This window comes from Legionella norrlandica, assembly GCF_000770585.1.
GTDB lineage: Bacteria > Pseudomonadota > Gammaproteobacteria > Legionellales > Legionellaceae > Legionella > Legionella norrlandica.
This window is the reverse complement of the sequence record NZ_JNCF01000003.1, coordinates 29270-41678: the sequence shown is the minus strand read 5'-3', so window position 1 is coordinate 41678 and position 12409 is coordinate 29270. Positions and strand designations below refer to the sequence as shown.

The window sequence follows — 12409 nt, the reverse complement described above, 5'->3', positions numbered from 1 at the left end:
TTATTCTACAAATCATTTCTTCTTTAGTCATAATTGTCTCTTAATGTTTAAATAAGCCAAGTTTAACCCAATATTTATAAAGGACGCAATTGAATGTTCTTATTTTCATCTATTAATATCATATGTTGAGGTGGGACATCCTCCCATCCTTCATCCAAATCATTCAATCGTTCGGACGAAACAACGATATAAGCTGGCTTCTTTTCTTCCTTTACCCCTGTATGCTGAGTAGATAATACATACCCATTGAGGTAATGCAGGGTTAAGGGTTTTTTCTTTTTATGACTACAATAACGGGTAGCTATAATTTTTTTGCCATCTGTAAGGCAAACATTAAAATAGGAGGGGCCACTGTGACCAAATTGTTTTATCACATCTAATATTTTTCTTATTGTTTCTTCCAAAACATCAGCAGCAACAGATAATTGATTAATATCTCTTCCTTTTGCCAACTGCAAAAACAACCCAAACAAATGTTCAGAATCAGTTTCACCTTTCACCCAGTGATATATATCATCATCCAATAAATGTCTTATATGCCTCTTTACCTCAATAAAATCATTAATCTCACCATTATGCATTAACATCCAGTCACCAAAGATAAAAGGGTGACAATTGTAATTGGTTACTCCTCCAGCACTCGCTGATCTGACATGAGCAAAAAAACAGGAAGACTGAATTTTCGCTGTCAAATGCAATAAATTTCTATCATTCCATGCCGGATAAACAGAAGTAAATAAGGCTGGATCAGAGCTAATTTCTGGCGAATACCATCCCAAACCAAAACCGTCGCCATTTGTTCGATACTTGGTTTCGCGAGCATGCAGGCTTTGCATAATGATTGAGTTCTTAGGTTTAACCAAGACATTTTCCAATAAAGTAGGTTTTCCCAAATAAGCAACCAGCCGACACATGATAGCCTCCCTTTTTTACCAGATAATACACCGATTCTTATTCAGCATAGGACTATTATCCGGGACATTAAACGCCTTTTGAAATTGTGGGATATTCGCCAAACTGCCATTAACCCTGAATACAGCTGGTGGGTGAGGATCAGTAGTCACTTGATTTCGAAGTTGTTGGGGCCTTACGTTCATTGCCCAAACATGTGCAGTTCCTAAGAAAAATTGTTGGTCTGGAGTAACGCCATCTATAATTTTAGCATTTTTATATTCATCCGAACGCTGATAAGCTTTATACGCTAAAATAATACCCCCTAAATCTGCAGAAGCTTCCCCAACAACTAACTGTCCTTGTACATGGAGATCCCCATCCACCACATATTTTGAGAATTGATCCGCGATACATCCTGTGGCTTTCTTAAATTTTGATAAATCACTAGGAGCCCACCAATTTTTCAAATTCCCATAGCCATCAAATTGAGCGCCTTGATCATCAAAACCATGAGTCATTTCATGCCCCATAACATAACCAATCGCCCCATAATTTATTGCTGCAGAGGCATTGGGATCAAAAAATGGTGATTGCAATATTCCAGCAGGTATATTGAGATTATTCATTGAGGGATCATAGTAGGCATTAATAGTTTGAGGTGTCATAGCCCATTCGCTTCTATCGATGGGTTTACCAATTTTGTCAAGGTCTCGATTGATTAAAAATTCATTGGCTCTTATAACATTCAAAACATAAGGACCTCTATCCACTTTCAAACTGGAATAATCCCACCACTTAGAAGGATAACCTACTCGCTCCTCCATTAAATCCAGTTTCTTCAAAGCAGCTTCGCGAGTCTTGGGTGACATCCAGCTTAATGTTTGAATGTCTTCTTTTAGAACTGATCGGATGTTTTTTAGCATATCTAAAACTTTTTGTTTTGACTCAGGTGAAAAATACTTCTCGATGTAAAGTTTGCCGATCGCAAAACCTAATGCAGCATTTTCAGTGTTTACTACTCTTTTCCATCTTGGCAATAATTTTTCTGTACCCGTTAATGCAGAAACCATTTTAAAATTCTGATTAACAAAGGGCTCTGATAAATAAGGAGCAAAGGTATCTAACAAATGCCAACGTAAATAAATTTTCCAATCGTTCAAACTAACTGATTGCAATAACTCATTCATTTCTTTGAAAAAATTGGGCATTGCAAAATTAAGTTTTTTAATTTTTTCTTGATCTCGAGCCCTTAAGTATTGAGACCAGGAAAAATTGGGCGTTGCTTTGTCTAACTCAGCAATAGTCGTCATATGATAAATGGCATAGGGATCACGTTGTTCTACCTGGACATAGACGCTTTAGCCAATTTGGTTTCAATACTCATGATGATTTCAGCTTCTTTCGCTGCTGTTTCAGGATTATTGCCTAATAACTCAAACATTTTGGCTATATGATTCACATAAGCTTTTCTTATTTGTTTAAATTTGGCATCTTGTTTAAGATAATAATCTCTATCTGGAAGGCCTAACCCTCCTTGCATGACAGCACCTATCATGGAATTACTGTCCTTAAAATCTTGCATACTGCCAAAATTGAACAACACTCCTACGCCTATTTTATGAAGATGGATAATTTCCTTCTGCAATTCTTCATAGTTCTTAATTTTTTCAATTTTGATCAATTCGGGTTGAAGTGGAGTTATCCCTAGTTTATTAATACTCTTAACATCCATTCCACTATAATAAAAATCTCCTACTTTCTGCTCGATACTGCCGGGTTTGGCTTTTTTATTTTCGGATGCATTGATTAGCATCTGATGAATAATATTCTGTACTTTCTCATTAACAACATGAAAACTACCCCAAGAAGCATAATCTGCTGGGATAGGATTATTTTTTTGCCAATTACCATTAGCATAGGTATAAAAATCAACTGCAGGTGAAACACTGATGTCACGCCAATCCAGATGAAGCAGATCATTCGGATTATTGACTGAATTGTTTAAATTTGAAGAAAATACCAAAGAACTGCATAGTATTATTATAGAACAGATCCCCACCTTACATTTCATCCTGACACTCCTCTTAATCTATGCTACCTAAAACAAGTAAGATTACCTGTAACTATTCACGTTATGTCGCTGGAATGCTATATTTGGTCCATCTTGAGTTGGCTTTAAATGCTCATACACTAAGATATACTTCACTTACTTATCTAGTTTTTCATTCAAAATAGGCGCGCAACTATGGTATTCCGCCAAGATTCAAGATAACGACAATGCTATGATAATTTAGTAAAAGGAGCGTTCTGATTTATAAAATATGAGGAAATTCTCTTAGGCTTCAACAGGACAATATTCAGGGTGAATTGTTGGTAGATAATTTTCTGTGTCAAAATAGGTATATTCCCAAGCATCTTGTCTTACCATTAATTCACGCAATAACCTATTATTTAACTCATGGCCTGATTTATATCCTTCGAATGCTCCAATTAAACTGGAACCAATAAGTAAAGATCACCGATAGCATCCAAAACTTTATGAGTAACAAACTCTGATTCAAAGCGAAGGCCATCTTCATTAAGAACCCGATAATCATCTACAACGATAGCATTATCTAAGCTACCGCCTTTTGCCAAGTCACACTCTCTCAATTTTTCATAGTCCGAAAGAAAACCAAATGTTCTTGCCCTACAAACTTCCTTAACATAAGAAGTACCAGAAAAATCAAAGCTTACTGTTTGTGGCCTATCATTAAAAACTGGATGATCAAAACCTATAGTAAAAGTTATTTTATATCCTTTATGAGGAAGAAATTGAACGTATTTGCCATTATCTTCAACTCGTATAGGTTTAAGAATTCGAATGTATCTTTTAGCTGCATTCTGCTCTCTGATGCCTGCAGATTGGATTAAAAAAACGAATGGTGCAGCACTACCATCCATAATAGGGAGCTCTGGAGCGTTAACGTCTATATAAGCATTATCAATCCCTAATCCAGCAAGCGCCGATAATAAATGCTCTACTGTTGCAATTTTTACCTTTCCGTGATGTAACGTCGTGCAAAGCATAGTGTCTCCGACATATTCATAGGATGCTGGTATTTCGACAACTGGAGACAAATCTACGCGTCTAAAAACGATGCCTGTATTAACAGGGGCTGGTCTTAAGGTTAAAAGCACTTTCTCACCGGTATGTAACCCAACGCCAGTTGCTTGGATTACCTTTTTAGGAGTTCTTTGTTTTATCATTCAGTGCTCACCTTTCTCTCTTAATTTATTTTGCACGAAAAAACCTTAAGATCTTAGCAACAATTTGTTGATTAGTCTAATATTTTTAATTTTCTAATATAATTTAGAAATCTAAAATAAAAAAATGCAAAATAATCAATCATAAAACCACATTCACAACCTTTAAAAAAGGATGCTTATTTTTAAACGCTAAGCTCAGCCTTAAACTTTAAAAGGTATACGCATCCCTTCTAAAAATACCTCATTAATAATTATTCTACGCTTCTTCCTGTCGCCGTAAGAATGCTGGGATATCTAGATAGTCCACATCGGGAACACTGTCACTTGCATTATTAGTTTGCTTAGGTGTCGATGTTGTTGCTGGACCGGTTTGTGCTTGTTTTCTTATTACAGCAGGCCGCTCTAATTGTTGGTAATCCAGAGAACCATCGCTTCTTGTAGTTTCAATTAGTCGGGCTCTTAGAGATTGTTGTTGCTGCGGTTGCTGGTGGCGCTGTCTGTTATCACCTAAACCTGTAACAATCACAGTAACTCGCATTTCATCCGTCATCTCCGGATCGATTACGGTTCCTACAACAACGGTAGCATCATCAGAAATGAACTCCTTAACGACATCACCCACCTCTTCAAACTCACCAATAGACATATCTAGACCAGCAGTGATATTAACAAGTATTCCGCGAGCACCAGAAAAATTCACATCCTCTAGCAGTGGTGACGCAATAGCAGCCTCAGCTGCCTGACGAGCTCTTTGCTCCCCTACTGCACTGCCTGTACCCATCATAGCCATACCCATCTCAGACATAACGGTTCTTACGTCTGCAAAATCAACGTTAATTAAACCAGGGCGAGTAATTAAGTCTGAAATACCCTTCACGGCACCAAGTAATACATTATTCGCAGCTTTAAACGCATTAAGCAAACTGATATTTTTCCCTAAAACACTTAATAATTTATTATTTGGAATCGTGATTAATGAATCGACGTGTTCTGCTAAACGTCGAATACCTTCTTCAGCTGCCAGGGCCCTTTGTTTTCCTTCAAAAGAAAATGGTTTAGTTACTACAGCAACTGTTAAAATACCTAATTCCTTGGCAATTTCAGCAAAGACAGGCGCAGCCCCAGTGCCCGTTCCACCGCCCATTCCTGCTGTAATAAATACCATATCTGCGCCACTAAGAATCTCCTTAATGTGATCTCTGTCTTCTTCTGCAGCTTCTTTCCCAATTTGCGGATTCGCACCTGCTCCTAGCCCTTTGGTCAATGCATCACCTAATTGAATGTGTATTTTGGCACTAGAGCCTCTTAAGGCTTGAGCATCAGTATTGGCACAAATGAACTCTACACCATCAATATTTTCAGCGACCATATGTTCGACAGCGTTACCCCCGCCACCACCAACACCTACCACTTTGATGACAGCATTATTTTCTTGCTGGCTACTTTCCATTAATTCAAACATAACCCCGTCTCCCCTAATGTGCTGTTTTGTAACTACTCACTTAAAAATCCTCTCTCCCGACTACTGGAGAAAGTTGAGGAGAAGGTAGAAATGCGTTTTAACTCCCCTTCTCCCTAATCCTCTCTCCCAGACTACCTCTGGGGAAGAGGGAATTCTAGGTGAGTAGTTACCTATTTTTTTATTTTTTAAATAAATTTTGATAAGTAATTTTCACATGAAAAGCTAAAAATTTCCTTGAAACCATTCTTTCATTCGTGACCAAATGCTTTTGCTATTATCATTCATCGCTGGCACATTATAACTTCCTTCATATTGTTGTTGAAAGCCATGAAGTAATAAGCCAACTCCTGTTGCAAACGAAGGGTTCTCAGTTGCTTCTGCTAAACCTGAAACATAATGAGCGCACCCTATTCTTACCGGCATCTCAAAGCAAAGCTCAGCCAACTCAATACAACCCCTCACGTTAGAAGCACCGCCAGTAAGAACAATACCTGCTGCCAATCGGTCTTCAAACCCACTACGACGTAATTCATTCCGTACTAAAGAAAATAACTCTTCATATCGTGCTGAAACCACATCAGCCAACGCTTTCGCCGAAATCTTTCGTCCAGATCTATCATTGACGTTGGTAACTTCTAACATTTGGTTTGAATTAGCCAACTCAGGCAATGCACAAGCATGGCTAATTTTAATTGCTTCTGCAGCTTTGGTGGGAGTCCTTAAAGCCATTGCAATATCATTCGTGACTTGATCGCCTGCAATCGGGATCACTGACGTATGTTGAATAGCCCCTTCACAAAATATAGCGATATCGGTAGTCCCACCACCAATGTCTATCAGACATACCCCAAGTTCTTTTTCATCTTCTGTAAGAACTGCATGACTTGAAGCTAATTGTTCAAGAATAATATCAATAACTTCTAAACCACAACGTCTAACGCACTTCACAATATTTTGGGCGGCACTCACTGAACCGGTAACGATGTGCACTCGAGATTCCAGTCTGACTCCAGCCATCCCAATTGGCTCACGAATACTGCCTTGATGATCAATGATAAACTCTTGAGGCAATATATGAAGTATCTTCTGATCAGCAGGGATTGCTACCGCTTTGGCTGCATCAATAACCCGCTCGACATCAGCTTGAGATACTTCTTGATCACGGATAGCTACAATCCCGTGGGAATTTAAGCTGCGTATATGGCTACCAGCAATGCCCGCATAAACTGTCCTCACTTCACAACCCGCCATTAATTCAGCTTCTTGTACAGCGCGTTGAATTGAATTTACTGTTGTTTCTATATCTACTACAACTCCTCGCTTTAATCCGCGAGAGGGATGACGGCCAATACCAATTATTTCTATCGATTTGTCGGATGTCACTTCACCAATCAAAGCAATAATTTTTGAAGTTCCAATATCTAGTCCTGTGATAATATTTTTTTCTATTTTTTTAGCCATTATCGTCCCATTTGTTGTTTCCACTGCACTGCCATGCCACGTGGATAACGCAGGTCCACGCTTGCCAACTGCTCTGCCTTTTCTGCAAAAACAGCAGGATATGCCTTACAAAAACGCAGCAATCGCTCTTCTAACTCTTTCTTTCCTAAGTATATTTTTGCACCATTATCAAGTAACAATACCCAGGATTGATTATCTCTCAAAGACAGTCCAGAAGCATTTAAACCATATGATGATAATATCTTACTCAATTTTTCATAAACTTGTAAGACTTCTAATTGCTGAGATTGAGGTCCATTTAATTTAGGGATATTCAAGTCTGGTGGAACTGCTCCTTGATTAAATAACTGCCCATCTTCTGTCATAAGGGCATCACCCCAAATTGCCACAGGTTTTTTTTCAGTTAATTTTATTTTTAATGTATCTGGCCAAACCCTTTCTACGTATGCTGTATCAATCCAATTCATTGAATTTAATTCATTTTGTAATCGATTCACTGATAATGAAAAAAAGCTGGCATTTAAATATTTCGCTAACACATTTTCTAATTCCTTATGTGTAACGTGTTCATAGGTTGCTGCTACTTTTATCGTGGTAATAGGAAAACGGTCTGAATCTGCAAGATATAAATACCCTAAACGACCAGCTAATAGCAAAGCACTAAGAATTAAAAAACCCATTACTGCCAAATAACGGAACCCGCCAGAGTTTGCGTCCATAATTGTAGTATTCTCATTCACATGTAATTTGTTACCAAATGTTGGCGACAATTCTGATGAATCATTGCAATGCGAATCAACTCATCGAGCAAATCAGGGTATGCTATACCACTTGCCTCCCACAATTTAGGATACATACTTATGGAAGTAAAACCAGGCAGTGTATTTATTTCATTAAAATAAATTTCTTCTGTCTTATCATTCACAAAAAAATCTACCCTGGCCATGCCTTTACATTTTAAATAACTAAAAATATCTGATGCCGCCTGCTTCAATCTTTCTTCAAGCGTACTATTTAATTGGGCAGGAATAATTAAATCAGTTTGACTGCTTTCTATATATTTCGCAGTATAAGAATAATAACCATCAGGGTGATTGACTTTAATCTCACCTACTGTACTAACTCTGGGTTTTCCCCCTGGAATGCTATTTTCTAAAACAGCCAACTCAATTTCTCGCCCTGCAATAAACTCTTCTACCAGAATCTCTTCATCATAACGTAATGCATCTGCTACTGCAGAAGTTAGTTCATCCATGTTACTAGCCTTGTGAATACCTACACTGGAACCCAATGAACATGGTTTAACAAACAAAGGCCATCCCAGCTCTGAAGAAACTTCCTGGCAAAATTGCTCTCTTTCAGACGCATTAGCATACCAAGATAATAATTTATATCTCGCTGATTTAAGGCCATTAATACATGTCAAGCGCCTTGCCATGTCTTTATCCATACCGATGGCGGAGGACAAAACATCACATCCAACATAAGCGACACCAGCCAACTCAAGCAAACCTTGCAAACAACCGTCTTCATATAGAGGCCCATGCACTACTGGAAAAACAATTTCCGCATCAACAGCCAAGCGCCCATTAATTAATAAACTCTCCAAGTGAGTTGATTTTTCAGTAATAACGGGCAATTTATCCTCATAGCTAAGTAAATCATTGTAATCATGAAGATGAAATCGACCACTTTTATCCATTGCAATAGGTATAATGGTATATTTCTCGGAATCCAGATGCTTCAAAACTGATGCAGCTGAAACCAACGACACTTCATGTTCGCCGGATTTTCCACCATAAAGTAAAATCAAATGAACGGGTTTGGACATTAGTGGTCTCCAATGATATGTACTTCGCGCGTCAACTCTATAGACATTTGCTCTCGAACTTTAGTTTGCACTAAATGAATCAAGGCTTCAATATTTGCTGCTGTAGCAGTGCCATGATGATTGATAATAAAATTGGCATGTTTTTCGGAAACAACCGCTCCACCTATGCTCATCCCTTTAAGACCGCAGGACTCAATAAGCCGTGCTGCGAAATTTCCAGGAGGATTTCTAAATACCGACCCACAATTATATTCATTTATTGGTTGGGTATTAGCTCTGTGAGCCAACAACTCTTTAATCAACTGTAAGGAAGTCTCTTTCTCACCAGGAGTCAACTCAAAAGTAGCCGAAACGAACCATTCATCGCCCAAACCTGCAACATGTCTATAAGCCACTTCAAATTCTTCTGGCTTCCGAACCTTGATTTCTCCTCGATGATTCATTGTTTGTACCTCAACAACTGATTTCCATGTCTCACCTCCATGACAGCCAGCATTCATTCGTAAAGCACCACCCATAGTGCCTGGAATACCAGCCCAAAATTCGCCACCTGATAGATTATTTCGCGCAGAAAAACGGGCCATACTGGCACAGGATACTCCTGCCTCAACCCGAACACATCGTTCGTTTATTAAAGCCATTTCTTTTAGACAGCCTTGGGTAAGAATTACAGTACCCGAAAAACCACCGTCGCGAATTAAAGAATTAGAGCCTAAGCCCAACCATAATAAGGCTCATCGGGAGGAAGTTGGCTAAGGAACAAAGCTAAATCAGTTATATTGACCGGCTTATAAAGTCTAGCTGCAGGACCTCCGACACGCCAGGTAGTATACTCGGCCAAAGGCTCGTTAAAAAGCAAAGTCCCCTGATACTCAGTTACAAAACTGCTATCCGTTGTTATGCTCATGTTCATTTCTCGCGTTTTTCATCAGGTTCACTGCCATTTGGCCAATACTTCCAGCTCCTTGCATCAAAATAACATCACCATCTTTAATAAATTCATCTAATGTTGCTTTCAAAGATTGCTCATTTACCATTGTCACTTTTTTATCTCTCGAGCGTATTTCATTGGCCAAATTTTCACTAGTAACACCGGGAATAGCTGTTTCTCCGGCTGAATAGATATCCATTAATAGTAATTCATCCGATAAACTTAAAACATCCACAAATTGTCTCTGCAAAAATTGTGTTCGGGTGTAGCGATGTGGCTGAAACACATGAACTAGACGCTTATCAGGCCATACTCGTCTAAAAGCATCTATTGTGGACAAAATTTCTTGAGGATGATGCCCATAATCATCAACAATTATTGCAGAACCTTTTTCAAACTGCTTTTCACCCAGCATTTGGAATCGGCGCCCCACACCTTGGAATTTTTGTAATCCACGAACGATAGAAGCATCATCTACGCCCAGTTCAGTTGCTATTGCAATGGAAGCTAATGCATTGAGTACATTATGATGGCCTGGGTATTGAAATTGGATAGTCAGCTGCTTATGAGGAGCAGGGCGAACTACAATAAATTCACTCAATATCCCTTGTTGCGTCCAATTAATAGCTCGATAATGCGCATCTTCCTTAAAGCCATAGGTTAAAGTTGGTCTTTCAATGGCAGGCAAAATACGGCAAATTTCTTCATCTTCAATGCAAACTACAGCCAACCCATAAAAAGGCAAATGATGCAAAAACTCCAAAAATGTTGCTCTTAATTTCTCAAAATTGCCTTCATAAGTATCCATATGATCGGCATCAATATTAGTAACGACAGCCATCATAGGTTTTAAAAACAAAAATGAGGCATCACTCTCATCAGCCTCAACAACAAAATAAGCTGATTTTCCAAGTTGGGCATTAGTACCACAACTATTCAATTTACCACCAATGACAAAGCTAGGGTCTAAGCCACCTTCTGCTAATAAACTACTTACTAAACTCGTTGTTGTGGTTTTCCCATGAGTGCCGGCAATGGCAATACCATGCCGAAAACGCATTAATTCTGCAAGCATAGCTGCTCTGGGAATTACTGGGATCATTAATTCGCGCGCAGCTAAAATTTCAGGGTTGTGTAGATCAACCGCTGAAGAGCGAACAACCACATCAGCCCCCTTAATATTCTCCACTCTATGGCCAATGTATACTGGAATACCTAATGATTTTAAACGCTGAATAGTGCTGCTTTCACCTATATCAGAACCAGTAATACGGTATCCTTGGTTATGCAACACTTCTGCAATGCCACACATACCGACACCACCAATACCTACGAAATGAATTTGCTCCACACGTCCCATTCGTGGAGATGAAAAATGTTCTGAATTACTCAAAATTCCCCCTTAAGCCGTCAGCAACCTTAATCCCAGCGACTGCCAACGATTTTCGTGATCTATACGTAATAATAATGCAATAACTATACAATTAATAACTATACTGGCTCCACCGTAACTCAATAAAGGCAGAGTCAATCCTTTTGTCGGTAACAAACCCGCATTAACTCCCATATTAATAGCTGCCTGCAAAGCCAACCAAAAAGTTAAGCCATAAGCAGTATATGATGCAAAGTACCTTTCTTGAGTGTAAGCGGTATACCCTATATTTAAACCTCTAATAACTAGTATACTATACAGCGTTATTACTACTAAAATTCCAAACAACCCCAATTCTTCAGCAATCACCGCAAACAAAAAATCAGTATGAGCTTCAGGCAAATATAATAATTTTTGTATACTTTCACCCAAACCAGTACCGAACCATCCACCTCGTCCAAAAGCAATTAAAGATTGGGTGAGTTGATAACCGCTATTGTATTGATCTGCCCATGGATCTAAAAAGGCTGTTAACCTTGCGACTCTATAGGGAGAGGATACCGCTAATAAGGCCAGGGCAGTTATCACCACCAACATTAAACCAAAATAATATCTTAATTTAACCCCAGCTAAAAATAACATCGCCATGACTGTACCTGAAATTACTACGGTGGCTCCAAAATCAGGCTCAAGAAGCAATAAAAAAGAAACAACAGCCAAAATCGCCATAGGCTTAATGAACCCAAAAATGCTTTTGCAGACAGCTTGTTGTTGGCGTACTAAATATCCAGATAGATAAAATATCATCGCCAGCTTGACTAACTCAGATACTTGTATGCCGATAGGGCCAAAAGCCAACCATCTGCGACTGCCATTAACCGACTTTCCAATACCTGGAATCAAAACAATAAGCAATAAAAATACACATAAAACCATCATGGGCATGCTTATTTTTTCCCAAAAGGTGCTGTCAGTCCTTACCACAACCAAGGCTAATAATAAACCAACAAACAGAAAACAGGCTTGACGAATCAAATAATGAAAAGGTTGGTGAAAATATTTTGTGGAAATCATGACTGAGCTTGATGCAACCATCATCAAGCCAATAATAAGCAAGCCCAAAACGGCTCCTATTAGCCATTTATCATAAAGTGAGATAGGCCTACTAACAGGTTTTCCCCTTTGATTTAAATGCCTTGGTCGCATCTC

The 12409-nt window shown here is 38.7% G+C and carries 7 protein-coding genes and 3 pseudogenes; all 10 read right to left on the bottom strand.

From position 1 onward, the window contains the following. Positions 1-74 precede the first annotated feature (74 nt). Complete coding sequence (locus OK13_RS01330; protein ID WP_035886883.1) at positions 75-914, bottom strand: class II glutamine amidotransferase; 840 nt, start codon at positions 912-914, stop codon at positions 75-77. A 15-nt stretch (positions 915-929) separates the two neighbouring features. Continuing rightward, positions 930-2965, bottom strand: a pseudogene (locus OK13_RS15975) (M13 family metallopeptidase). A 264-nt stretch (positions 2966-3229) separates the two neighbouring features. Further along, positions 3230-4143, bottom strand: a pseudogene (lpxC, locus tag OK13_RS01320) (UDP-3-O-acyl-N-acetylglucosamine deacetylase). A 256-nt stretch (positions 4144-4399) separates the two neighbouring features. Further along, on the bottom strand, positions 4400-5605 hold the full coding sequence (gene ftsZ / locus OK13_RS01315) for a cell division protein FtsZ (protein WP_035886882.1): 1206 nt from the start codon (positions 5603-5605) through the stop codon (positions 4400-4402). 222 nt (positions 5606-5827) lie between these two features. Beyond that, positions 5828-7066, bottom strand: a complete 1239-nt coding sequence (ftsA, locus tag OK13_RS01310) for a cell division protein FtsA (RefSeq protein WP_035886881.1) — start codon at positions 7064-7066, stop codon at positions 5828-5830. Further along, positions 7066-7785 (bottom strand): cell division protein FtsQ/DivIB, encoded by a 720-nt coding sequence (locus tag OK13_RS01305; protein ID WP_035886880.1) that lies wholly within the window; start codon positions 7783-7785, stop codon positions 7066-7068. Before OK13_RS01305 ends, ftsA begins: the two co-directional genes overlap by 1 nt. A 17-nt stretch (positions 7786-7802) precedes the next feature. Next, positions 7803-8897, bottom strand: a complete 1095-nt coding sequence (locus OK13_RS01300) for a D-alanine--D-alanine ligase family protein (protein WP_035886879.1) — start codon at positions 8895-8897, stop codon at positions 7803-7805. Further along, positions 8842-9804 (bottom strand): annotated as a pseudogene (gene murB, locus OK13_RS01295) (UDP-N-acetylmuramate dehydrogenase). The gene OK13_RS01300 and the pseudogene murB overlap by 56 nt, the downstream one beginning before the upstream one ends. Beyond that, positions 9785-11221 (bottom strand): UDP-N-acetylmuramate--L-alanine ligase, encoded by a 1437-nt coding sequence (murC, locus tag OK13_RS01290; protein WP_035886878.1) that lies wholly within the window; start codon positions 11219-11221, stop codon positions 9785-9787. The pseudogene murB and the gene murC overlap by 20 nt, the downstream one beginning before the upstream one ends. Positions 11222-11230: 9 nt before the next feature. After that, positions 11231-12406: a putative lipid II flippase FtsW gene (gene ftsW, locus OK13_RS01285; protein ID WP_035886877.1), complete on the bottom strand. Its 1176-nt coding sequence runs from the start codon at positions 12404-12406 to the stop codon at positions 11231-11233. Between the last annotated feature and the right edge of the window lie 3 nt (positions 12407-12409).